A 23,067-nucleotide genomic window follows, 5' to 3' on the forward strand; every position below is an offset into this window, starting at 1 on the left:
TCCGAATGGGCTCTAACGAACCCCCAGGTCCCTGAGTCGTTTGTAGAGGGTGTTGCGACTGACGGCCAGTTCCCTCGCAGTGCGTGACACATTTCCCATGCACTGCTGATAGACCACCAGTGTCTGTTTCATGGTGTCGGTCCGGGAGTTGTCATTGGCCTGGGGGGCCTCGCTGAAAGACGACGGATCAAATACCGGCTTTTGCGCGGACTTTTTCTGACCTTCGTATTCGGCAACAAAGTCTTCCGGCAGGTGCCAGATTTCAACGTCATCGCCGTCAGCGATGGCGATTGCCACACGGATGATATTTACCAACTGGCGGATGTTTCCGGGCCAGGGATGGTTTTCCAGGGCGGCCATCACTTCCGCATTGAGCCATTCCGGCTGGCTGTCGTCTCGATGTTCCTGATAGATCCGATGGATCAGTTGGCGTTTGTCCATTCGCTCCCGCAGTGGTGGGAGTTCAATGCAGAGGCCATTGATGCGGTAGTAGAGGTCAGCGCGAAATTCACCATTGTCGATGCGATCGGACAGAGGGCGGTTAGTGGCTGATACCAGTAGTAAGTCTACCGGAATGCGTTCTGTGGACCCGACCGGAGTCACTTCCCGTTCCTGCAATACCCGTAGCAGTCTGGACTGGGCAGCGAACGGCATTTCGCCAATCTCGTCAAGAAACAGGATGCCCTTGTCCGCCTTTCTTATCAGCCCGAGTGAGCCTTGCGCACGGGCGCCGGTGAAAGCACCTGCCTCGTAACCGAACAGCTCTGACTCAACCAGCTCCGGCGGTATAGCCGCGCAATTTACCGATACCAGCGGTTGGTCCCGCCTCCCACTGTCGCAATGCAGGGCCTTTACCAGCACCTCCTTGCCCACACCGGTTTCCCCACATATAAGGATCGGGACGCCGCGCTCAAGTACTTTGCCCGCCCGATCCGCGCATCGACGGACGACAGGTTCACCGTGCTCGACGTCATCAAGCGACACCGTGATTGGGTTCGGGTCAGCGGGTCTGGTTCGTTCGGTGGGTCGCGGTGACGGTTTCGAAGCAGCCGTTTTAACCTCTACGGGCCGCTTCAGCAGCCCTGACAGTCTTACCCGCTGAACGGTGGTCAGCTGAATAGCAGACGTTTCGGCGTGATTAAGGATCAGGTTCCTGCTTTCCATGAACAGCGAACTCAGATTCCTGCCAGGCAAAGGCACCCCCAAAAGTTGATCAGCCCGCTGGTTCGATGCGGCAATACGCCCCGTTTGATCAAAGGCGATCAGGCCTGACCAGGGGCTGTCGATGTTATCGGCCGTGGCGTTGAGGGTAAGAATGAAGTGGTCGCCTCCCAGTTGCCTGATAATCAGTCGGTTCTCAACGGACTGGGACAGCAGCCGTACCATGCCCAAAGTGTGAGCCTGGGGCAGGTAAGCGTCACTGAAGGCGCTGAGAACCCCCAACAGGGTCCGGTCAGTATCAAAAATCGGGGCGGCGGAACCGATAATGCTGCGGTTCAGCTTGAGAAAATGTTCGTTTCTCTGGACCTGGATCGGTGAACCGCTGGCAATTGACGTACCAATGGCGTTGGTTCCTGCGTAGCGTTCATGCCAGCTTGCGCCCGCGCAGAAGTAGGGGCGCAGGTGGCTCTCGGTAATGCGCTGGTCACCCCATCCTTTCAATACCCGTGCTCCTGAATCCGCAAGCAGGATAAGGCACCGACTGTTCGACATGATGTTGTTGTAATAGGGCAGTACCTCGGTTTCAGTGGTACTCAGCAAAGGTGCGTATTCCCGTTCCAGCTTCGAAATGGCTGTTTCATCGAGATTCGCCGGTTCCGGCTGGTGATCATGCTGAAGGCCATAATCGATACAGCGATTCCATGAATCAGCAATGACCGACCGGTATTCTGGCTGTTGGTGCTGTCGCTTCACCCAAATCACTCCGTGAATCTGCAGTTTCGTTTTGTTTTTATCAGGTCGCCAGAAGAGCTTCTGATGCGCTCTTTCTGTTCATGGCTCTGTTCAATAATGTGCTCAACGGCTGTTCAGGTCAATGTTCAAATTGAACAAAAAGTTTGGTAACGAACATTTGTATTTTCCCTAAAGAAATCTTTCAGAATTTATAAGCCATATAAAACAAATGGATAGATTTCAGTCCGTGGTTTTTACCTATATTGGTATGCTCATTGCCTTTCAGTATTCGAAACCGAATTTTCGTCAGTGCCAGAACCGGTGCCGATGAATAATGTTGCGACAACAACAACAAAGGAAAGCCTATGTCCTTAACACTGGAGAACCTCTCCCGTGTCGTGGATGGTGTGGATTACATCCGGGACGCGAATATCACGTTTGAGGCTGGCTCGTTCAACGTTTTGCTCGGGCGCACCCTTGCCGGGAAAACATCCCTTATGAGGATTATGGCGGGGCTCGACAAACCCGATGAGGGCCGTCTTATCTACAACGGCAATGATGTGACCGGGCAGAGCGTTCAGCAACGTAATGTCTCAATGATCTATCAGCAGTTTATCAACTATCCCAACCTCACGGTTTACGAAAACATTGCTTCGCCTCTGCGTCTGGCCAAGATGAAGGAGAGCGAGGTTGATCGCCGGGTGAAGGAAACCGCCAATATGCTGCAGATCGATCCGTTGCTGAAACGGTATCCGCTGGAGCTCTCGGGCGGGCAGCAGCAGCGGACAGCCATGGCGCGGGCACTGGTCAAGGATGCCACGCTCATTCTGTTTGACGAGCCCCTGGTAAACCTGGACTACAAGCTGAGGGAAGAACTGCGGGCGGAGCTTCGTGACCTGTTCCGCGAACGCCAGTGCATTGCCGTGTATGCCACCACTGAAGCCAACGAAGCACTGGCGCTTGGTGGTGTTACAACGCTTCTGAACGAGGGGCGAATTGTCCAGACCGGGCCAGTGATGGAGGTTTACCGCAATCCGGTGAACACCCTGGCGGCGCAGCTGTTCAGTGAACCGCCCATGAACCTGATCAAGGGGCGTGTTACCGACACGGAGGTGACTTTTGATGAATATTCCCATCATGCATTGACCCAGGAGCTCGCAAGACTTGAACCGGGTGATTACTGGTTTGGCGTGCGGCCGAGCCACATCGGCCTGGTACCTACCAGTGAAGATGACCTGGAGATGTCGATGGAAGTGGAGTTGAGTGAAATAAGTGGCTCCGAAACCTTCATGCACGTCCGCAACCGGCATTTCGAGATGGTGATGCAGCTGATGGGTGTTCATCAGTATCACACTGAGGCACCCATCAAGATCTACCTGCCCATCAACAAGCTGTTTGTCTTCGACAAAGACGAAAACCTGGTGCACACCCCGGCACAGTTAACAGGAGGGTCGATCTGATGGCTGAAATTCATTTGAAATCTCTCGCTCACAGTTACAGCGAAACCCCGACCGGGCCCGATGACTATGCCATTCGCCACCTTGACCATGTCTGGGAGAAGGGCGGTGCCTACGCGTTGCTCGGCCCTTCCGGTTGCGGCAAGAGTACGATGCTGAACATCATTTCCGGGCTGCTGCAGCCCTCTGAGGGCGATGTACTGTTCGACGGCAAGCGGGTTAACGAACTGTCTCCCCGGGATCGGAACATTGCCCAGGTATTCCAGTTCCCGGTTATCTATGACTCGATGACGGTTTTCCAGAATCTGGCATTTCCGCTCAAGAATACCGGGGTGCCTTCTTCCCAGATCAAGGCCAAAGTTCATGAAATTGCCGAGATTCTGGAAATCGAGAACGAGCTGCACAAAAAAGCCAAGAATCTCTCGGCAGACCAGAAGCAGAAAGTCTCCATGGGACGTGGCCTGGTTCGGGGTGATGTCTCTGCCATTCTGTTCGACGAGCCGCTGACGGTGATCGATCCCCAGCTCAAATGGAAACTGCGACGTAAGCTCAAGCAGATCCATGAGCAATTCGACATCACCATGGTGTATGTCACCCACGATCAGCTGGAAGCATCGACGTTCGCTGACAAGATCGCGGTGATGTACGGCGGCCAGATTGTCCAGTTTGGCACACCAACCGAGCTCTTCGAGCAGCCGAACCATACGTTTGTGGGTTACTTCATCGGCAGCCCCGGGATGAACCTGATCGAGGTGCAGCGGTGCCCTCGCGGTGTGTGCTTTGGCAGTACGGTGCTGCCACTGAGTCCCCATCAGGTCGAGATTCTGCAACGGGTCCAGTCCAACAATATCAAGATCGGCATCCGGCCGGAATTTATCCAGGCCTCGGATGTTCCGTCTGATGACACGTTCGAAGCAGAGGTCGTGGATCTCGAAGATCTGGGAACCTACAAGATCATGACCGTAAAACTCGATTTCGAAACACTGAAAGTTCGCCTGACCGAGGATCAGCATTTCGGGATTGGCAACCATGTCCAGCTCAGTTTCCCCGAGAAGTGGCTGAAGCTCTATGTGGACGAGTTTCTGGTAGAGGAGAAGGACCAATGAACAAGGTTCCCAACAATCGCGCCTGGTGGCTCGTACTGCCAGTCTTCATCCTGGTTGCTTTTTCTGCGCTGATACCCTTGATGACGGTTGTAAACTATTCAGTGCAGGACATTTTCGGGCCCGGAAATGCTTACTATGTAGGCACCGAGTGGTTCGAGATTATTCTGAAGGACGAGCGCCTGCAGGATTCTCTGCTCAGGCAGTTCGCATTCTCTGGCGCTGTGCTTGCGATTCAGATACCCCTGGGTATCAGTGTCGCACTGATGATGCCCAAGTCCGGCATCAAGGCTTCCCTGTGCCTGATTCTTCTGGCCATACCCTTGCTGATCCCCTGGAACGTGGTTGGCACCATCTGGCAGATCTTTGGCCGGGGTGATATCGGCCTGTTTGGCTGGGGCCTGAACGCGCTGGGCATTGACTACAACTATACCGGCGACACGGTGGATGCCTGGCTGACCGTATTGTTGATGGATGTGTGGCACTGGACGCCACTGGTTGCACTGCTGTGTTACTCGGGGCTTCGTGCGATTCCGGAAGCCTTCTACCAGGCAGCGGAGATTGACCGTGCCTCCAGGTGGGCGGTGTTTCGCTATATCCAGTTGCCAAAGCTGAAGAGTGTACTGGTGATTGCCGTACTCTTGCGGTTCATGGACAGCTTCATGATCTACACCGAGCCCTTCGTATTGACCGGTGGTGGGCCAGGCAGCTCTACCACCTTCCTGAGCCAGACTCTGACCACCATGGCGATCGGCCAGTTTGATATCGGCCGCGCAGCGGCATTCTCGTTGATCTACTTCCTGATCGTGTTGCTGGTCTCCTGGTTGTTCTTTACCGCCATAACTCACCTCGACAAAGAAAAATAAGGAGAGAGTGATGAATTATTCACGTTCCAAGGGCATCGGAATGGCAGTGTTTATCCTGCTCCTGCTGACACCGATCTATTGGCTCCTGAACATGTCGTTCAAGACCAACCGTGAAATTCTCGGAGGACTTACCTTCTGGCCCCAGGATTTCACGCTGCAGAACTATGCGGTGATCTTCACGGATTCCAGCTGGTATTCGGGTTACATCAACTCGATGATCTATGTATCCATGAACATGACCATCACGTTGCTGGTGGCGCTCCCGGCTGCGTATGCCTTCAGTCGCTACAAGTTCGTGGGTGACAAGCATCTGTTCTTCTGGTTGCTGAGTAATCGTATGGCACCTCCGGCGGTCTTCCTTCTGCCATTCTTCCAGCTCTATTCATCCATAGGCTTGTTCGATACGCACATTGCCGTGGCGCTTGCCCATTGCCTGTTCAACGTGCCGCTGGCGGTCTGGATTCTGGAAGGCTTCATGTCCGGTGTACCACGCGAATACGACGAAATGGCCTATATTGATGGCTACAGCTTTCCCAAGTTCTTCGTGAAAATTTTCCTGCCGATGATCCGGTCCGGGATTGGTGTCGCGGCCTTCTTCGCCTTCATGTTCTCGTGGGTGGAGTTGCTGCTGGCAAGGACGCTGACGTCTGTGGATGCACAGCCCATAGGCGCCATCATGACGCGAACGATCGGGGCCAGTGGTATCGATTGGGGCGTTCTGGCTGCAGCCGGTGTGCTGACCATTATTCCTGGCGTGCTGGTGGTCTGGTTTGTTCGTAACCACATTGCCAAAGGCTTCGCACTGGGTCGGGTATAAGGAGATCTATCATGATTGCGTGGATGAACTGGACACCGTCAGTTGCCATTTTCTTTGCAGTGATTGCTGGAATATTGATGGTAATGACCGTTTACGAAATTGTTTCACCCTGCACAGAACGAAAAGGTTTTCTTCCGATAGCCACTACCCGTGGTGACCGGCTGTTCATTGGACTGCTTTCCGCTGCGTATATTCATCTGGCATTCCTCGCGGTGTCGGATATTACGCTCTGGGTCGCGCTTGCCGTTTCGGTTGTCTGGCTGGGCGTACTGCTTCGCTGGGGGTAAGGGGTTGGATTTTCGTTTGCCATGGAGGGCAACAAAAACTTAAGAAATTCGGCTTAGAACGGTTGTAAAAATTTCCATAACGAACTATTTTCTATCTAATGATCGGAATCGAACATATTGGTTGGGTTCCAATCCAGGAATAGCGATGAAAACGCTATACAGGAAAATCGGAATGCATTCAGCAGTCGCATTCTGACTAAACCAAAACAAGACAAACGAGGTTGGATATGTTCAACAACAATAAATATCCGAAAACCCTGCTACTGAGTGCCGCTGTCGGCGCCGCGAGCATGGGGCTCAGCTTTCAGGCCAGCGCCGATGAGTATTCGGATGCCGCCAGGAAGTGGATTGACGAAGCGTTCAAGAACTCGACTTTGAGCAAAGAAGAGCAAATGAAAGAGCTGGAGTGGTTTATCAAAGCTGCTGAGCCCTATCGTGGTATGGAGATCAACGTTGTCTCCGAAACCATCGCTACCCACGAATACGAATCCAAGGTTCTGGCTGAAGCGTTCAGTGAGATTACCGGCATCGAACTCACCCATACCCTGATCCAGGAAGGGGATGTGATCGAGAAGCTGCAGACGCAAATGCAGTCCGGCCGCAACATCTACGACGGCTGGGTCAACGACTCGGACCTGATCGGTACCCACTTCCGCTACGGTAAGGTCATGCCTGTTGAAGACATCATGAACGGTGAAGGCAAGGATCTGACCCTGCCGACTCTGGACCTTGATGATTTTATCGGCCTGGATTTCACCACAGCGCCAGACGGCAAGCTCTACCAACTGCCGGATCAGCAATTTGCCAACCTTTACTGGTTCCGCGCCGACTGGTTTGAGCGTGAAGACCTGCAAAAACAGTTCAAGGATATCTACGGCTATGAGCTGGGTGTGCCGGTCAACTGGTCTGCCTATGAGGACATCGCAGAATTCTTCTCGGTACATGTGAAGGAAATTGACGGCGAGCGTGTCTATGGCCACATGGACTACGGCAAGAAGGACCCTTCACTGGGTTGGCGCTTCACGGATGCCTGGTTCTCCATGGCGGGTGCCGGTGACAAGGGGCTGCCAAATGGTCTGCCCGTGGACGAGTGGGGCATTCGGGTTGATGAGTGTCACCCTGTAGGTTCCAGCGTAAGTCGTGGAGGTGCTACCAACGGTCCGGCTGCTGTTTATGCAACGACCAAATACGTTGACTGGCTGGAAAAGTATGCGCCGCCTGAAGCGCAAGGCATGACCTTCTCGGAAGCTGGTCCAGTGCCTGCACAGGGCAACGTGGCCCAGCAGATCTTCTGGTACACCGCATTCACCGCGAGCATGATTGAAGATGGTCTGCCAGTGGTCAATGAAGACGGGACTCCGAAGTGGCGTATGGCACCGTCCCCACGCGGGCCGTACTGGGAGGAAGGCATGAAACTGGGTTATCAGGACGTGGGTTCCTGGACCTTCATGAAGTCCACTCCCAAAGAGCGTCGCCTTGCCGCCTGGCTGTATGCCCAGTTTACGGTTTCCAAGACAGTATCCCTGGAGAAAACCATTGCTGGTCTTACCCCCATCCGCGAATCTGACATCGAGTCGGACGTGATGACCGAGATGGCTCCGAAGCTTGGTGGCCTGGTTGAGTTCTACCGCAGCCCGGCGCGCGTACAGTGGTCACCCACTGGCACCAACGTACCTGATTACCCGAAGCTGGCTCAGCTCTGGTGGCAGTACATTGCCCAGGCTGCAAGCGGCGAGGCTACTCCCCAGAAAGCTCTGGACGGACTGGCAGAAGCCCAGGATCGGGTCATGGAGCGTCTGGAGCGCGCCAATGTCATGCCGAATTGCGGCCCCAAGCTGAACGAGCCGCGTGATCCGCAGTACTGGCTGGATCAGCCGGGTGCACCGAAGCCGAAGCTGGACAACGAAAAGCCGCAAGGCAAAACCGTCCGCTATGAAGAACTGCTGAAAACCTGGGAGGAAGCTCGCGAGAGTTGATCGATTCTTACCTGTAACGCCCTGCCGCTGCCCTCCCGGGACTGGAGATTAGAGGGTGAGTGGCTGGCCGGCTTCCTTGCGGCGGGCCTCCCATTCCTCCCGGGTCTGGGCAGCCTCGTCCCCCGGCATCGAATCGATGATCTCGAAATAGTCGCTGGAATAGTCATCGTCCATGATTTCATTGCGGGGCTTCACCCGAACGACGTAGACGGTTTGTACGTTCTGGTGGTCAAACTCCCGCCAGTATTGTTCGTCTTTCAGGAATGTGTACCTGTGGCCCTCCAATGCGCGGATAACCTGGCCGGTGTCAGTGGTGCCAGCACGCTCCACGGCGTCCTTGTACTGATAGACAATGCTGTAGGCGGAAGCCGCCGCCGTGGACGGGCGCATTTCGTAGCGGCTGGAGAATGCCTCTACAAATTCTTTGCCTCGTGGGTAGTCATACTGGTAAGGCACGCTCCATACCCAGGGTGCACCGCCAATGACTCCTTCCATGATAGTCGGGCCCACCTGGCGAGCCATGCCCAGTGTCAGATTGGGAACCACGACCTGCATTTTCTTAGTTAGCCCCATTTCATACGCCACGTTCAGCGCACGCACCATATCGTCACCGAACAGCACCATCATCAGCACTTTGGCATCGCTTTGCTCCGCCTGCTCCAGAGCCTCGCGGAAGTCAGTGATCAGAGCGCGGGGAAAGGGCGTTTTGACACCCTGATGCGCACTGGTGTCATCGGTATTGGTGAATTTCCTGACGGACTCTTCCACCGACCAGCCCCAGGTGTAGTCTGCGGTGATGTAGAAGTATTCGTCATCGGCATGCTGGGTAGTGAGGTACTTGCTCAGGGCCTTGGCCGTCATCCAGGCATTATAGGGTTCCCGGAACATGTGGCTGTGGCCGGCGGCACCGGTGGTGGCATTGGAGTAAGTCAGCGTTCCGAAGTAGATTCTGTCTCTGTCTCTCGCCGCTCTTCCGGAGGATATGGCAACGGCGCTGGAGACGCCGCCAAACAGCATTTGCACCCCCTGCCGGTCGATCAACTCGGCGGTGTTTTTGGCGCCTTTGTCCGGCTCACCGGAGGTATTTCGTATGACCAGCTCCACGTCGCGACCCATGATGCCGCCGGCCTTGTTGATTTCATCAACCGCCAGAAAAGCACCCAGGCGCTGTTGCAGGCCCTGGTCCTTGTAGCGTCCCGTCTGTGGGTAGTTCAGCCCTATTTTCAGGGTTTCGGCTGCCACTGGTGTGGTTACAAGCAGGGTGAGTAAGAGGAAAACAAACAGCTTCTTCAAGTGCATTGGCGAAGGCCCCCGTGGTCGCGCCGGGCCCGAAACTCAGGCCCCTGATATTGTTTTTATAAAGAAGGAGCAGTGTCGCGGGAGTCCGCCAAGGCAACAATGATACTAAAGTGGAAATTGTGTAACGATTTGTCAGGTTTTGATGGCAGTCACGAATTCTGTTTTTGTCAGGCAACTGCCTTGCTGCGCACAGATTCCAGCATCCGATACCAGGTCGGGCGGGGCAGCACACTCTGGGCGCCGCGAAGGGCGGAGTGGATCCGGTCAGGATCCATGGAGCCCAGGACGGGCACCGGCGTTCCCGGAATCTGGTGAAGCCAGGCAATAGCCAGCGCCGTTTCATCCAGCCCGGTTTCCTCCCGTGCCCGGTCGAGAACATCAGCAGGCATCCGCTCGGCCAGGTTGCCGCCCCCCAAGGGAGACCATGCCAGCCAGCGCAATCCGTCAGCAAGGTGAGCCTCCACCGTACCGTCGAACAACGGGTCAGTATGGCCGAGTGACAACTGGCTCTGGTTGCAGACTAGTGGCAACCTGGTATTCCTGGCCAGCCACCGCCACTGTTCCGGCAGGAAATTGGATACACCTATCTGGCGTACCTTACCCGCCGACACGGCATTCTCCAGCGCCCGTGCAACATCGTCCGCCTGCATCAGCGGATCTGGCCGGTGGATCAGGAAGGTATCAATCTGCTCTACAGCCAGAGCCTCAAGGGCCCGGTCGATTGCATTCGCCAGGTAACCGGCTTCGGCCCGGTAATGCTTCACCTGCCACGGCGACCGGTCTTCGCTGGCCGGTACAATGCCTGCCTTGGTTATCACCCGTACATTTTTTGCCAACAGCGGATGGGCTCGCAGCGCATCTCCGAACAGCCGTTCGCACTCGCCACCGCCATAGATGTCGGCATGATCGAACACGTTCAGCCCGTCATCCAGCCGGGCGGCGATCCAGTCGGCCAGCCTGGCCGGTCTGGTGAGTTCCGGATGGTCATGAAGGCGCATCATCCCCAGAATCAGGGGTGTTTCCGGTGTGAATCCAGCTGTTCGGGTGCTTTGCACGGTTACTCCTTGCCGAAGGCGATGACCACGCGGTCGTCACCATGGGTTCTTGAAAAAACGTAGGGCTCGGTGCTGAGGCGCTGGTGTTCGCCAGCGCCGATGGCCGGGTGGCGATCCCGGAACTGACCGAGCGTTTGCCAGTGGGACAGTACCGGCGCCGCCGTGCCGCTTTCAATGTCTTCCCAGTTCATATCGGAACGGGTGCCCTGGTGACCGTCGGAACCAGTGGGTCCGAACGGCCGCCCGGATTCATCTCCATAGAATATCTGGCTGGTGCCCGGTGTAAACAGCAAGGCACTGGCTGCGCGCTTCTGCATGGCAGGATCGTTGTCTGCGATGCGGCTGAACAGCTGGGTGTCGTGGGATGAAATGTAGCTCATGACGTTGAAAGGTCTGTCGCCGTTCATCTTCTCTGCGTAATCGCTGTAAATGGGCTCCATCTCCGACAGGCAGGTGGCACCGGCCCGGGCTTCTTCCTGCAGGTCAAAGTTGATCACCGCATCGAAGCCGGCATCAAAGTAGCTGCTGCGGGTGACGGTGTGGGGGAACACCTCCGCCACCATCCAGAAGTTCTCCGCTGGCAGCGGTTGCCCTGGATTGTTGCTACGGTAGGTTTCCAGTGCCTCCTGGGCTTGCGCCTTGAGTTCCTGCCAGGCTTCCGGCTCCACGTGTTTGGCGGTATCGACCCGGAAACCATCCACGCCAAACTCACGCACCCAGTCTGTCAGCCAGGTGATCAGGTAATCCCGCACCGTTGCATCATCAAGCTGCTCCGCCCGGGTGTTGTCCTTGTTCCTGAGGAACACCGGGAGGTCGACTGCCTGGTCAGATTCGGTCTTGAAGTCCGGCAGGAAAGCCAGCGAACCCCGTACCGGATCGATGGAGGCATTGGGTGGGGTGTCATAATCTCCGATGCCGGCGCGAACCCAGTCCTTGCCCCACCAGTTGGTCCAGTCCGGGTGATCGTAGTCAATCAGGGCGTGGTAGGCGTGGAAATCCTCCCAGGACTCCGGCTGCCACGCGCCCCATTGTTCCGGCAGGTGCTTCTCGAAGCCGTCACGGAGCCCGCCGAAGTTGAAGGTCTGCATGTCCTGGAGTGTGGAGTAGCCGGGGTGGTTCATGACCACGTCCATCACCACACGTATGCCGCGGGCGTGGGCCTCTTCAACCAGGGTGCGGAATTCATCACGGGTACCGAAGTTGGCGTCGGGGCGGGTAAAGTCCAGGGCATAGTAGCCATGGTAGCCATAGTGCTGGAAATCGCCCCGGTCGCCGCCACCAACCCAGCCATGAATTTGCTCGAAGGGTGGGGTGATCCAGAGGGCGTTGACGCCCAGCTCCTTAAGGTATTCCAGCTTTTCCGTCAGTCCGGCAAAATCCCCGCCATGGAAGGTACCGATTTCGTCCTTGCCGTCGGGCTGGCGGCCGTAGTTCCGGTCGTTATCGGTGCGGCCGTTGGCGAAGCGGTCAGTCAAGGTAAAATATACCGTGGCGCCGGCCCAGTTGAAGCTTTGTTGAGGGGCATCGGCAGCCTCAAGCAATAACAGCCCTTCGGATTCCGGTGCGGGGGTCAGTGTGACTTTGCCGTCTGCCACCCGGGCTTTTTTCCCGCTGTAGAAATCCCGCACCCATTCACCGTCAGTAAACGTGTCACCCACGGAAACCGTCATTGCGGACCGGGTCGCAACACAGAGGCCGCCGCTGGTTGAAGCGCCGGGGTTGTCTGAAGGAGGGGTTGCAGTCTCGAACTGGCCGCTGGCGCAGCCGACAAGAGAGAGGCACGTCACAAGGCTGGCGGTCAATCTGAGTTTTTTCGGGTATGAATTCATGCAATGGGCTCCGGTTCCATTTATTGTTGTCGTACCGCAATCAGACCAGACCCGGGGGGAGGGTGGTAGACGGAATTTGCTACGCCTCCCTACTCCCCCGTTCTACGCCTCAGGGAATGAAATCAGGGCTGATGCCAGCAACGGCAAATTGCAACACAGTTCGGTTACTCGCAATAGAAAGATTTGCGTTCAGCCCGTCCGGCCAACCTCGTGCCAGGGCGGACAACAAGAATAAGGCAAGAACAAGCAGAGGAATCACCTGATGAATCGTCGAACTTTTATCCGCAGCACACTCGCAGCCTCCATTGTTGTAGCATCTTTCGGGATGTCTGCACCTGCCCATGCCGAGATTGAGGAAGGCAAACTCCTGGTCTGGATCAATGGTGACAAGGGTTATGATGGCCTGCAGGAAGTGGGTGACTGGTTTACCGAAGAAACCGGTATTCCCGTTGAAGTAGCCCACCCCGACAGCGCCACCGACAAGTTCCAGCAGTCCGCCGCTACCGGTAACGGCCCTGACATCTTTATCTGGGCACACGACCGCTTCGGCGAATGGGCGCAGAGCGGCATCATTTCCGAGATCAAGCCATCACAAAAGGTGGTTGATGCCAATTTTGATTTCACCTGGGATGCGGTGACGGTCGACGGCAAGATGTACGGCTACCCCATGGCCGTCGAGTCCATCGGCCTGATCTACAACAAGGATCTGGTGTCTGAGCCGCCAAAAGCCTTTGAAGACATCCCTGCCATCAACGAAAAACTGGCGGAAGATGGCAAGCGCGCCATTCTGTGGGACTACAACAACACCTACTTCACCTGGCCGATGATCGCCGCGGCCGGTGGCTATATCTTTGCCCAGAACGAAGACGGCACCTATGACGTCAAGGACACCGGCGTCAATAACGAGGGTGCCATGAAAGGGGCCAATATGCTGGCCACCCTGATTGAAGAAGGGGTAATGCCCCGTGGTGCGGACTACAGCGCCATGGAGTCCGGGTTCAATAAGGGCGAAGTGGCGATGATGATCAACGGCCCCTGGGCCTGGGGCAACCTGAAGAAGAGCGGTATTGATTTCGGTGTTGCCAAACTGCCTACCGTTGACGGCCAGCCAAGCAAGCCGATGGTGGGCGTAATGGCGGCAACCCTCAACACCGCAAGCCCCAACAAGGATCTGGCGGTGGAGTTCCTGGAGAACTACGCACTGTCCATCAAGGGTCTGAAGATGGTGAACGACGACGTTCCCCTGGGCGCTGTCGCCAATAAGGAATTCATGGACGAGCTGTCGTCGAACCCGAACATTGCCGCAACGTTCGAGAACGCCGAGTTGGGTGAGCCCATGCCAAGTGTGCCCGCCATGGGCGCCTTCTGGTCATCCATGGGCCCGGCTCTGCAGAACATCACCTCTGGCAGACAATCCGTTGAGGATGCCCTGAACTCTGCAGCAAAACGCATTACCCGGTAACACCAAAAATGAAAGTGCCGTCGGCAGTCTTGCCGGCGGCTTTTAACGGGCTGACTACAATGATAACGGAAACCCTGTCCTCCCCCGGAACCGAAAGCAGACTTTCAATGACCCGAATGATTCTGAAGTGGGGCGCCCTGGCTGCGTTGGTGGGAATGGCGCTCTACCTGATACTGGCACTGTATGCCCAGCAGGAGTTCGTGTTCGCGATGCTGTTCCTGGTGCTGACGGCGTCAGCGGTATTTGTCTTCGTCAACAAAAAACTCTACGCCCACCGCTACATCTTTCCCGCCGTAGCGGGCATGGGGCTGTTTGTTATTTTCCCGCTGATGTACACGGTGGGTATTGGTTTTACCAACTACAGCGCCAGCAATTTGCTGAGCTTTGAGCGGGTACAGGAAAACCTGCTGGACCGGACCTATCAGTCCGATTCCGTTCGCTACAACTACGAGCTTTACGATACCGACGCCGGTTACGTGATCTATCTGGAAGGGGAACACCAGGACCTGGTATCGGCACCGCTGGCCCTGGATAGCTCGGATTCCAGCGCACCGGTATTGCCTGCCTCAGGGAAACCAGCGGGAGAGCCACTGGCAATCCGGGATATCATCCAGCTCAGGTCGGAACTGTCGCAACTGGAACTGCTGACCGAGGATGGCCGGGAGTTGAGCATGGCCAGCCTGCGTGCATTCGCCGCGATCAACGACCAGTTCACGCTGCACGACAATGGCAGCATTACCGACAACCAGACTGACGTCACCTACTTCCCGGATCACGATACCGGCTTTTACCGCAGCGCGGACGGCCAGACCCTGTCACCGGGGTGGACCGTCAACATCGGCTGGGACAACTACCTGAAAGTAGTATCCGACCCCAGCATTCGTGGGCCGTTTTTCGAGATCTTCGTGTGGACGCTGTCCTTCGCGGTGGCGACAGTGGTGTTCACCCTGGCACTCGGTCTGCTACTGGCAAATCTGCTGCAGTGGGACCAGATTCGTGGCAAGGGCTTCTATCGCACCATGCTGATTCTGCCCTATGCGGTGCCTGCGTTCATCTCGATACTGGTGTTCAAGGGCCTGTTCAATCAGAACTTCGGTGAGATCAACCTGGTGCTGGAAGGCCTGTTCGGAATACGGCCGGACTGGTTCAGCGACCCGGCACTGGCCCGGACGATGATCCTGATCGTCAATACCTGGCTTGGCTACCCGTACATGATGCTGCTCACCATGGGCTTGCTGCAGGCGATCCCACGGGATCTGTACGAAGCATCCGCCATGGACGGGGCAGGGCCGGTGAATAACCTGTTCAACGTCACCCTGCCGCTGATCATCAAGCCGCTGATGCCGCTGCTGATTGCAAGCTTTGCGTTCAATTTCAACAACTTCGTCCTGATCGCCCTGTTGACCGGTGGTGCGCCCGATATTATCGGTGCCAGCACACCTGCAGGCACGACAGACCTGCTGGTGAGCTACACCTACCGTATCGCGTTCCAGGATTCCGGACAGAACTTTGGCCTGGCGGCTGCCATCGCCACTGCCATCTTCCTGGTGGTTGGCGCCCTGTCGCTGATCAACCTCAAACTGTCCAAAGTCAAAGTCTAAGGAGCTACCCATGGCGATGGTTGAACCCCGCTCCACGAAGTATCGCGTATTGGCATCCCATCTCGGGATGCTTGGATTCATCGTGATCATTCTGTTTCCGCTGCTGATGGTGATTTCCATCTCCTTCCGCAGTGGTAACTTCGCCTCCGGCAGCCTGCTGCCGGAGAATCCCTCGCTGGAGCACTGGTATCTGGCGCTCGGCATTCCCTACACCGGTGAAGACGGCACGGTAACCCAGCCGCCATTCCCGGTGCTGCTGTGGCTGTGGAACTCCATCAAGATTGCGGTGGTCTCCGCGGTGCTGATCCTGGCGCTATCCACCACCAGCGCCTATGCCTTCGCCCGCATGCGGTTTGCGGGTAAGGGCTTCGTGCTCAAGTCCATGCTGATCTTCCAGATGTTCCCACCGGTGTTATCACTGGTGGCGCTGTATGCCCTGTTCGACAAGATAGGCAACCACGTCAGCTGGTTGGGGCTGAATACCCACGGTGCGGTGATTGTCGCGTCTCTGGGGGGCATGGCTCTGCATATCTGGACCATCAAGGGCTACTTCGACTCCATAGACCGCTCCCTGGAGGAGGCGGCTATAGTGGATGGAGCCACCACCTGGCAGGCGTTCCGTTACATCCTGCTGCCGCTGTCTGTGCCCATACTGGTAGTGGTGTTCATCCTTGCGTTCATCATGACCATCATGGAATACCCGATGGCTTCCGTGCTGCTGGTGGATACCGACAAGCTGACCCTGGCGGTGGGGGCGCAACAGTACCTGTATGAGCAGAACTATCTGTGGGGCGATTTTGCCGCCGCAGCAGTGCTCTCGGGGCTCCCCATCACTCTGATCTTCCTTTACTGCCAGAAATGGATTGTTGGCGGGCTTACTGCCGGTGGCGTCAAAGGCTGACGCCACCATCCCTTCCGCGAGCATTGCGTCTTCCTTCTTTTGCACTTCGCGACCCGGTCAGGCTAATCCCCCCTGCTGACCGGGCTTTTTTATTTTCGTGATCGCTGGACAGTAGCGGCCAGGCTCTGGCTAGTAAAACAAAAAAAGGGCCGGTACGTGACGAACCGGCCCCTGAAAAGGTGTCAGAGCAAATCAGAAATCAATGCAGGGCTCACGGTACAGCCGGGGGCAGGCGTTGCCGTCCTGGCGGAACAGATGGCATTTGATGGCGTTGAAGCCCAGGGTGACTTTGGTGCCTTCCTGGATCGGGTCGCTGCCGTCGGTGCGCATGGTGATGACACCGTCCACGCCGTTGACGTCCATGTGCACCAGGGTCTGGTAGCCCAGCCGTTCAACCACGGTGACTTCGCCGTCCATGTACATGTCGGCTTCATCGCCTGTGGTCAGGTGTTCGGGGCGGACACCCAGGCTAACGGTTTCACCGGCTGCCAGTTCGTGACCGTTGACGGGGATTTCCAGGGAATGATTGCCGGGCAGGGTCACGGTAACGGACTGGGTGTCGGCTTTCTCGACAGCGCAGTCGACGAAGTTCATTTTTGGTGAGCCGATAAACCCGGCTACAAACCGCGTGGCCGGGTAGTGGTAAAGCTCCATGGGTTTGCCAACCTGGGCGATGGTGCCGTTGTCCAGGGCGACGATTTTGTCGGCCATGGTCATGGCCTCCACCTGGTCATGGGTGACGTACACCATGGTGGCGTCCAGGCGTTTGTGCAGGCGCGAGATTTCGATGCGCATCTGTACCCGAAGGGAAGCATCCAGGTTGGATAATGGCTCGTCGAACAGGAATACCGTGGGTTCCCGCACAATGGTGCGGCCAATGGCAACACGCTGGCGCTGCCCGCCAGACAGGTCTTTCGGCTTACGCTCCAGCAGGTTGTCGAGCTGGAGAAGCCTGGCGGCATCGTTAACGCGACGGTCAATTTCGGTCTTGTTGGTCTTGGCCAGTTTGAGGCCGAAGGCCATGTTCTCCGCCACGTTCATGTGGGGGTACAGGGCGTAGGACTGGAACACCATGCCCACTTCACGCTCCTTGGGTGGCAGGTTGTTGACCTTGTCGTTACCAATGTACAGGTCACCGGAGGTGATGTCCTCCAGCCCCGCGATCATGCGTAGCAGGGTGGATTTGCCGCACCCGGACGGGCCGACAAAGACCACAAACTCGCCGTCATCGATATCCAGGTTCACGTTGCGGGTTACCTGGGTTTCGTCAAAACTCTTGCAGATGTTTCGTAGTGTGACGCTGGCCATAACGTTGGTCTTCTTGTTTGATCTATGGAAGCAGGGGGTCAGAGTGATGCAATCTCGACACCCCATGGCTGCAGCTCGAGTTGCCGGCCTTTCCAGGAACCACCGATAAAGTCCGGGGTGCCTTTGATTGGCTGGCCAGGAGCTGGCGTGGTGATCCGAACTGGCTTGTCCGTCAGGTTCAGTGCCACCAGCAGGGTTTCACCCTCGTAATGTCGGGTGTAAACCAGAGTTTCGTCCGGGCTCTTGAGGAACTCGATATCGCCCTTGAGCAGAACCGGCTGCTGTGCACGCCATCCCAGGAAAGCGCGATACGCCTGCAGGATGGAATTCTCCTCGTCATGCTGGACCGCAACCGCTGCATTGTAGTGTTCATCATAAACCGGCAGCCAGGGGCGCGCATCGGAGAAACCACCATGGGTTTCCCGGTGGTGCCAGACCATCGGTGTGCGGCAGCCGTCCCGGCCCTTGTACTCAGGCCAGAAGTTGATGCCATAGGGATCAACCAGCTCATGGTATTCCAGCTCCGCTTCGGTCAGGCCAAGCTCCTCGCCCTGGTAGATGCAGACGCTGCCCCGCAGGGTCAGCAGCATGGCCATGTAGGCTTTGAGTTGCTGCGCTGAACCGGCTTCCCAGCGGCTGGCCACGCGGGCTACGTCATGGTTGCCTATGGCCCAGCAGGGCCAGCCGTCGGTCAGTTTCTTCTCGATGGAGTCGACAGTCTTCTTGAAAAATTCTGCGCCACGTTGCTCGGTCAGCAGGTCGAAGGAATAGGCCATGTGGAGCTTGTCACCGCCACCGGTATATTTCGCCATGGTTTCCAGGGAGTTGTCGTCCCCGATTTCTCCCACGGTAGTGGTTCCGGGATACTGGTCAAGCAGCGCACGCAGCCGCTGCAGGAAAGCCAGGTTTTCCGGGCGGGTCTTGTCGTATTTGTGAAACTGGTAGGCGTAGGGGTTTTCCTTGCGCACACCAATGGACCCTTCGGCAACCGCATCGCTGGGAGGATTGTCCCGCAGCTTGGGGTCATGGAAACAGAAGTTGATGGCGTCGAGGCGGAAACCGTCCACGCCCCGGTCAAGCCAGAACTTGACGTCCGACAGTACCTGATCCACCACTTCGGGGTTGTGGAAGTTCAGGTCCGGCTGGCTGGCCAGGAAATTGTGCAGGTAGTACTGCTTGCGCCGGCTGTCCCAGGCCCAGGCTGAGCCACCAAAAACCGAGAGCCAGTTGTTCGGAGGTGTACCATCTTTGCTGGCATCCGCCCACACATACCAGTCCGATCTGGGGTTGTCGCGGCTGGAACGGCTTTCGACAAACCAGCGGTGCTGGTCCGAGGAGTGGCTCAGAACCTGGTCGATCATGATCTTCAGGTCGCGCTTGTGGGCTTCTGCAATCAGCTCGTCGAAGTCTCCAATCGTACCGAATATCGGGTCCACGTCGCGATAGTCTGAAACGTCGTAGCCAAAATCCTTCATGGGGGAGGTAAAGAACGGCGACAGCCAGATCGCATCTACGTTCAGGCTTGCGATGTAATCCAGCTTGGCGGTAACCCCGGGCAAATCACCGATACCATCGCCGTTGGAATCGTTAAAGCTGCGTGGATAAACTTGGTAAATGACGGCGCCACGCCACCAGTCCGGGTTTTTGATCATCATGCCTCGCTTAACACCCTGACGGTGAAAGATTGTTATTGTCTGGAACGGAACATTCCGTGGTAATCGCTTAATGCATAGTGCGATCAAGCCACGGGCCGTTCATCCTCCTGCCGCACTTTTTGTTGGCGTAGCCCGGGGGAGGAGGGGGGCGTAGAGGGGATGAGATGAATATGACTACAGAAGGAGAGTGACTGTCATCCCTGTCGATCCAGTTATCGGCGGGGATGACAGTCCGGGAGCGGAGTAGTTACTACCTCCTGGCAGCAAAGGCCAGCGCCAGGCTAACGAGGGTAGACCCGACCAGGGCGCCCACAAATGGCAGCAGCGTCGGAATTCCGCCCGGAAAGCTTGCGACTTCCAGACCGGCCATCAGGCTGCCTCCAGTGACCCAGCCGGGAATAATCGCCCCGGCCAGACCAGCAAGGCCACCCATTACCGCTGCTGTGGTTGTCATTCGTTTCCAGAGGCCCATCAGCACCGGTATAACGGCCGTGGCGCATAGCAGGTCGGCAATCAGGAACAGCCTCAATACTGAAACACCCTGCAGTGACACAATAACCACTGGGATCATCAGGATGACGGTAATCCACCGTGCCGAGGTAATGGAGAGCCCCTGTTTTTCCGTGACCGCCAGGGACGCCAGGGCGTTTTGCAGGGTATCCACTGATGAGGCCACCAGGGTCAAGGCCAGTACCAGGGCAGGAATCGTCAGCCACGCAGGCGCCCCCGAGAGGAGGGCAAAGAAGGGAATGGGCGGGGATCCGAGATCGACCCCACTCATGGCGGCGGCAATTCCCAGGGCGCCCACCGCAACCACCACCGCAATGGTGATTACACCACCAAACAGGGCACCCCGTCGCAGAGCAGACGTGTCCCGAGCCGACCATAGTCGCTGCCAGTAGCCCTGATGAAACAGATTGGCGGCCGTAACAGCAATCACAAGCGTCAGGGCGACGCCCAGAGCACTGCCAACGGGCGCCGACGGTGCGTTCGATGTGGTCAGTTCAGGCAGCCGCTCCATGGCCACAAAGCCGACAATGGCCAGCAGACCAATCAGCAAAAAGGCCTGCCACTGGTCGGTGACAATACTGGCGCGCAAGCCACCCCAGGCGGTGTAGATCAATGTGGCAATGGCCACGCCCAACACGGCCAGATTGCCGTTGACGCCGGAGAGCATCGAGGTGATGGCACCAATGGCGGTCAATTCCGCGGTGACGAAACACAGCATGTAGAGCACGGAGATCAATGACACGTAGCGGCGAACAGCGTTGCCATAGCAGGCCTGGGCAAATTCACCGATACTGCGGCCCTGGGGCAGGTAGCGTCGAATGGCCGGGCCACAGAAAGCAAAGACGATAAATGGCAGCGCCGCCCCCAGGGCGTAACCGCCGAGGGCAATGGGCCCCACCAGCGCCCCGACTTCCGGGGGCGCAAACAGTATCCAGCCACCCATGCCCGAAGCCAGGAACGATAACCCCAGAGCCCGGGCACCCTGGCTGTTGCGGGCAGTTACATAGTCGTCCAGGCCGCCATCAGCCAGACGCGCCCGCATTCCCAGCCAGGTAAAAAGAATCAGGGCAGCTGCCAGGGCAGCAACGGTAGTGTAAAACATGGTGGTGTTCTCCGCCTGTCGTGAAGCCGGGAATACTGACACATTCAGGGCGGCGCTGCGACCAAAGGGGCTGCTGAACTGGCAACGTCGTCAGGCGGTTACGGCGGGTTCCGGGTGGAAGAGGCAATACAGATTGCGACCCTCCCGTTTGGCGCGGTACATGGCAATGTCGGCGGCCTGCATCAGCTCATTGGCGCTGGTGCCATCCTCTGGATAGAGACTGACCCCGATGCTGGCACCGACGGTTACCTGCTCGCCACCCACATGATAGGGCTGGCTTGCAATTCCCAGGAGACGGCGGGCGACATGGTGCACGTCGTCGACATGGTTCATCTCCGGCAACAGGACAATGAATTCGTCACCGCCCAGCCTGGCAAGGGTATCGTCTTCACGCAGGCAACCCTGAACCCGGTGAGTGAACTGCAGAAGCAGTTCGTCACCGGTAGCATGGCCCAGGGTATCGTTGACCTGCTTGAAATGGTCCAGGTCCATGAACATGACGGCCAACAGCATCTCCTTGCGGTGCGCGTGACGGATGGCATGTTCCAGCCGGTCTTCGAGCAGACGCCGGTTGGGCACACCTGTAAGTGCATCGTAGTACGCCAGCTGTCGGATCTGTTCCTCATTCCTGCGGTGCTGGGTAATATCGGTGAAAAGCCCGGCGTAATGGGTGGTCTCGCCATCGTCGTTAGTAATCGCCGTGATGGTCAGCAGTTCCAGGTAGAGTTCACCGGTTTTGCGACGGTTCCAGATTTCGCCGCGCCAGTAGCCGTCGGTTGTGAGCGAGTGCCACATCCGTTGGTAAAAGTCTGCATCATGGCGGCCGGACGACAGGATTTCTGGCGTCTTCCCTATGACCTCTTCGGGTGAATAGCCGGTGAGCTGGGTAAAGGCGGGATTCACGAACTCGATGGTGACATTGGCGTCCGTAACCATAATGCCCTCAAACGAAGACTCAATAACCCGCTCCGCCAGCTGTAATGTCCTGCGGGACCTGGCCAGTGCCTGATCCCGTTGTTCCAGGGCAGTGCGCAAGTCCTCCAGATACATCCGCTCCGCCCCGGAGAGCATGTCGTGGTAGCCGATCAGCCCGATGACATCGCCATTGCTGCCCGTGACTGCAAGATGTCGGATGTGCTTTTCCAGCAGCAAATCCCTGGCATGGATCAATGGCTCTGTTTCGTGCACGGAAAGCAGGGGTTGGGTGGCAAGCTGTGACGCGGGACTGTTGCCCACGTGACGGGCGATAAAGCGGACAATATCGCGCTCGGTTAGTATTCCCAGCCCCTTGTCGCATTTCACCACAACAGCATCGGTATGCTGGCTGTGCATCTGGCGGGCCACGGCCGATACGGGCATGGTGCCATCAACGACAACCGCCGGACGCGGGATGACGGCCTTGACTTCCCTCAGTCGCAAATAAGGCTCAAGGCCCTGGTTGAGGGCCATATCGGTCTGGGAGAGGATGCCAATGGGACAGTCCTCGTCATCTACTACAAGAAAATGCCGGCGGCCCTGTTCACGAAACTCAACGGCTGCCGCTCCTATTTCCATGGAATGCGGTAGAGTGGCAACCGGTGCGCTCATTACTGATGCCACGGGCTGTTGCAGGATGGCAGAGTCTGAAAAGTCCACGGCCAATGCATCATGTTCCGTCCAGATGCCGGCAACCCGACCACCCTCAACGACCAGAATGGAGCTTACCGCCTGATCCGCCATACGTGCTGCAGCCTGCGCAATGGTGGTATCCGGTGCACACTGGAGCAGCATGCCGCTATGCATGATGCGGGAAATGGGAAATTGCGGCCCCATTGAGTCTCCTTGGTTTTCATTTTTTGCAGAGTTGCCTGACGTTATTCTGGACTGGATCAGGTCAGGCAATTTTGACAAGCGTCAAAGGCCTGTCAGTCATATGCTTTACTGTAGGTGGAATTTATTCGGGGAAA

General features: G+C 56.9%; 17 protein-coding genes. 9 read left to right on the top strand and 8 right to left on the bottom strand.

All coding sequences use genetic code 11. The annotated features are described in order from the left end of the window. Positions 1–12: 12 nt before the first annotated feature. Positions 13–1,914, bottom strand: a complete 1,902-nt coding sequence (locus tag QPL94_RS10975) for a sigma-54-dependent Fis family transcriptional regulator (RefSeq protein ID WP_285357320.1) — start codon at positions 1,912–1,914, stop codon at positions 13–15. 344 nt (positions 1,915–2,258) lie between these two features. Between QPL94_RS10975 and QPL94_RS10980 the strand changes: the two genes are divergently transcribed. The 6 genes from QPL94_RS10980 (at position 2,259) to QPL94_RS11005 (ending at position 8,399) form a co-directional block, all read left to right on the top strand. Continuing rightward, the gene (locus QPL94_RS10980; RefSeq protein WP_285357321.1) at positions 2,259–3,353 is read left to right on the top strand and encodes an ABC transporter ATP-binding protein; all 1,095 of its coding nucleotides are present in this window, start codon (positions 2,259–2,261) and stop codon (positions 3,351–3,353) included. Then, positions 3,353–4,456 carry an ABC transporter ATP-binding protein gene (locus tag QPL94_RS10985; protein ID WP_285357323.1) on the top strand — a complete coding sequence of 368 codons (1,104 nt, stop codon included), beginning with the start codon at positions 3,353–3,355 and terminating at the stop codon, positions 4,454–4,456. Before QPL94_RS10980 ends, QPL94_RS10985 begins: the two co-directional genes overlap by 1 nt. Then, a complete protein-coding gene (locus QPL94_RS10990) occupies positions 4,453–5,319 on the top strand; it encodes a carbohydrate ABC transporter permease (RefSeq protein ID WP_285357324.1) in 867 nt (288 codons plus the stop codon). The genes QPL94_RS10985 and QPL94_RS10990 overlap by 4 nt, the downstream gene beginning before the upstream one ends. A gap of 10 nt (positions 5,320–5,329) precedes the next feature. Further along, positions 5,330–6,136 carry a carbohydrate ABC transporter permease gene (locus tag QPL94_RS10995; protein ID WP_285357326.1) on the top strand — a complete coding sequence of 269 codons (807 nt, stop codon included), beginning with the start codon at positions 5,330–5,332 and terminating at the stop codon, positions 6,134–6,136. 11 nt (positions 6,137–6,147) lie between these two features. Continuing rightward, entirely contained in the window at positions 6,148–6,423 is a 276-nt protein-coding gene (locus tag QPL94_RS11000; RefSeq protein WP_285357327.1) for a DUF2160 domain-containing protein, read from the top strand. Between the two features lie 227 nt (positions 6,424–6,650). After that, positions 6,651–8,399, top strand: coding sequence for an ABC transporter substrate-binding protein (locus QPL94_RS11005; RefSeq protein WP_285357329.1), 1,749 nt, complete (start codon positions 6,651–6,653; stop codon positions 8,397–8,399). Between the two features lie 48 nt (positions 8,400–8,447). Here QPL94_RS11005 and QPL94_RS11010 read toward each other — a convergent pair whose 3' ends face one another. The 3 genes from QPL94_RS11010 to QPL94_RS11020 all read right to left on the bottom strand — a co-directional run bounded on the left by QPL94_RS11010 (position 8,448) and on the right by QPL94_RS11020 (position 12,582). Beyond that, on the bottom strand, positions 8,448–9,698 hold the full coding sequence (locus tag QPL94_RS11010) for a substrate-binding protein (protein ID WP_285357331.1): 1,251 nt from the start codon (positions 9,696–9,698) through the stop codon (positions 8,448–8,450). A 167-nt stretch (positions 9,699–9,865) separates the two neighbouring features. Continuing rightward, positions 9,866–10,753, bottom strand: a complete 888-nt coding sequence (locus QPL94_RS11015; protein ID WP_285357332.1) for an aldo/keto reductase — start codon at positions 10,751–10,753, stop codon at positions 9,866–9,868. A gap of 2 nt (positions 10,754–10,755) precedes the next feature. Further along, positions 10,756–12,582, bottom strand: a complete 1,827-nt coding sequence (locus QPL94_RS11020) for an alpha-amylase (protein ID WP_285357334.1) — start codon at positions 12,580–12,582, stop codon at positions 10,756–10,758. 262 nt (positions 12,583–12,844) lie between these two features. On the opposite strand from QPL94_RS11020, the gene malE reads away from it, so the two are divergent. The 3 genes from malE (at position 12,845) to malG (ending at position 16,546) form a co-directional block, all read left to right on the top strand. Then, positions 12,845–14,044 (top strand): maltose/maltodextrin ABC transporter substrate-binding protein MalE, encoded by a 1,200-nt coding sequence (gene malE / locus QPL94_RS11025; RefSeq protein WP_285357336.1) that lies wholly within the window; start codon positions 12,845–12,847, stop codon positions 14,042–14,044. A gap of 107 nt (positions 14,045–14,151) precedes the next feature. After that, on the top strand, positions 14,152–15,645 hold the full coding sequence (malF, locus tag QPL94_RS11030) for a maltose ABC transporter permease MalF (protein ID WP_285357337.1): 1,494 nt from the start codon (positions 14,152–14,154) through the stop codon (positions 15,643–15,645). 10 nt (positions 15,646–15,655) lie between these two features. Further along, a complete protein-coding gene (malG, locus tag QPL94_RS11035) occupies positions 15,656–16,546 on the top strand; it encodes a maltose ABC transporter permease MalG (protein ID WP_285357338.1) in 891 nt (296 codons plus the stop codon). Between the two features lie 192 nt (positions 16,547–16,738). Here the strand turns inward: malG and malK are convergent, their stop codons facing one another. From malK to QPL94_RS11055, 4 genes are all read right to left on the bottom strand, one after another. Further along, entirely contained in the window at positions 16,739–17,854 is a 1,116-nt protein-coding gene (gene malK, locus QPL94_RS11040) for a maltose/maltodextrin ABC transporter ATP-binding protein MalK (RefSeq protein ID WP_285357339.1), read from the bottom strand. Positions 17,855–17,892: 38 nt separating this feature from the next. Next, the gene (locus QPL94_RS11045) at positions 17,893–19,509 is read right to left on the bottom strand and encodes an alpha-glucosidase family protein (RefSeq protein ID WP_502881521.1); all 1,617 of its coding nucleotides are present in this window, start codon (positions 19,507–19,509) and stop codon (positions 17,893–17,895) included. A 250-nt stretch (positions 19,510–19,759) separates the two neighbouring features. Then, entirely contained in the window at positions 19,760–21,121 is a 1,362-nt protein-coding gene (locus tag QPL94_RS11050) for a sodium:solute symporter family transporter (protein ID WP_285357340.1), read from the bottom strand. A 90-nt stretch (positions 21,122–21,211) separates the two neighbouring features. Further along, positions 21,212–22,933: a diguanylate cyclase domain-containing protein gene (locus QPL94_RS11055; protein WP_285357341.1), complete on the bottom strand. Its 1,722-nt coding sequence runs from the start codon at positions 22,931–22,933 to the stop codon at positions 21,212–21,214. Positions 22,934–23,067: the final 134 nt, after the last annotated feature.

The organism is Marinobacter sp. SS13-12 (assembly GCF_030227115.1).
Lineage (GTDB): Bacteria > Pseudomonadota > Gammaproteobacteria > Pseudomonadales > Oleiphilaceae > Marinobacter.

Bases quoted from the DNA above. Each gene is read 5' to 3' on its own strand.
- QPL94_RS11055 (WP_285357341.1), bottom strand. From the start codon at position 22,933: ATGGGGCCGCAATTTCCCATTTCCCGCATCATGCATAGCGGCATGCTG.
- malK (WP_285357339.1), bottom strand. From the start codon at position 17,854: ATGGCCAGCGTCACACTACGAAACATCTGCAAGAGTTTTGACGAAACC.
- QPL94_RS11020 (WP_285357334.1), bottom strand. From the start codon at position 12,582: ATGAATTCATACCCGAAAAAACTCAGATTGACCGCCAGCCTTGTGACG.
- QPL94_RS11050 (WP_285357340.1), bottom strand. From the start codon at position 21,121: ATGTTTTACACTACCGTTGCTGCCCTGGCAGCTGCCCTGATTCTTTTT.
- malE (WP_285357336.1), top strand. From the start codon at position 12,845: ATGAATCGTCGAACTTTTATCCGCAGCACACTCGCAGCCTCCATTGTT.
- QPL94_RS11000 (WP_285357327.1), top strand. From the start codon at position 6,148: ATGATTGCGTGGATGAACTGGACACCGTCAGTTGCCATTTTCTTTGCA.
- malF (WP_285357337.1), top strand. From the start codon at position 14,152: ATGACCCGAATGATTCTGAAGTGGGGCGCCCTGGCTGCGTTGGTGGGA.
- QPL94_RS10980 (WP_285357321.1), top strand. From the start codon at position 2,259: ATGTCCTTAACACTGGAGAACCTCTCCCGTGTCGTGGATGGTGTGGAT.
- malG (WP_285357338.1), top strand. From the start codon at position 15,656: ATGGCGATGGTTGAACCCCGCTCCACGAAGTATCGCGTATTGGCATCC.
- QPL94_RS10990 (WP_285357324.1), top strand. From the start codon at position 4,453: ATGAACAAGGTTCCCAACAATCGCGCCTGGTGGCTCGTACTGCCAGTC.
- QPL94_RS10995 (WP_285357326.1), top strand. From the start codon at position 5,330: ATGAATTATTCACGTTCCAAGGGCATCGGAATGGCAGTGTTTATCCTG.
- QPL94_RS10985 (WP_285357323.1), top strand. From the start codon at position 3,353: ATGGCTGAAATTCATTTGAAATCTCTCGCTCACAGTTACAGCGAAACC.
- QPL94_RS11045 (WP_502881521.1), bottom strand. From the start codon at position 19,509: ATGATGATCAAAAACCCGGACTGGTGGCGTGGCGCCGTCATTTACCAA.
- QPL94_RS11005 (WP_285357329.1), top strand. From the start codon at position 6,651: ATGTTCAACAACAATAAATATCCGAAAACCCTGCTACTGAGTGCCGCT.
- QPL94_RS11010 (WP_285357331.1), bottom strand. From the start codon at position 9,698: ATGCACTTGAAGAAGCTGTTTGTTTTCCTCTTACTCACCCTGCTTGTA.